General features: G+C 77.7%; 1 protein-coding gene. It reads right to left on the bottom strand.

Annotation, left to right across the window (positions count from 1 at the left end; all coding sequences use genetic code 11):
* Window positions 1-101: 101 nt before the first annotated feature.
* Window positions 102-545, bottom strand: a complete 444-nt coding sequence (locus tag ABEB16_RS22425) for a CoA-binding protein (protein WP_345714360.1) — start codon at window positions 543-545, stop codon at window positions 102-104.
* Between the last annotated feature and the right edge of the window lie 75 nt (window positions 546-620).

Below are 620 nucleotides of genomic sequence, written 5' to 3'. Positions count from 1 at the left end.
CGGCGGGCCGGGCGGGGGCGTGCTCACCCCTCGACGGTACGCACCCGGCGCACCCGCGCCACGCCGGAGCGGCCGCCGGGCCCGGTGGCCGGGTCCACCCGTCAGCCCCGGCGGCGTCTGGCGCTGATGACGCCGGTGTCGAAACCGGCCAGGTGCAGGCCGCCGTGGAAGCGGGCGTGCTCGATCTTCAGGCAGCGGTTCATCACGACCGTGATCCCGGCCTCCGCGCCGCGGCGGGCCACCTCCGCGTCGGACAGGCCCAGCTGCAGCCACAGCACCGGTGCGCCGACGGCCACCGTCTCGGCCAGCACCCCCAGCAGCTCCGAGGGGCGGCGGAAGACGTCGACCAGGTCGGGGACGCCGGGCAGCTCCGCCAGCGACGGGTAGCTGGGCCGGCCCAGCACCTCCCGCTCGCGGGGGTTGACGAACCACACCTCGTACGGGGAGCTGGACAGCAGGTAGGTGGCGACGAAGTGCGAGGCCCGCGAGGGGTTGTTCGAGGCGCCGACGATGGCCACGGTGCGGGTGCGGCGCAGGATGCCCAGCCGCTCGCCGGCGCCGGGCGCCCGCCAGCCACCGGCCGCGCCGGGTGCGGGGGCGTCGGCGGAGCCCGTCGCGGC

Source organism: Kineococcus glutinatus (genome assembly GCF_039542765.1).
In the GTDB taxonomy this organism is placed as follows: Bacteria; Actinomycetota; Actinomycetes; order Actinomycetales; family Kineococcaceae; genus Kineococcus_A; species Kineococcus_A glutinatus.
This window is presented reverse-complemented; position numbering and strand designations above follow the sequence as displayed.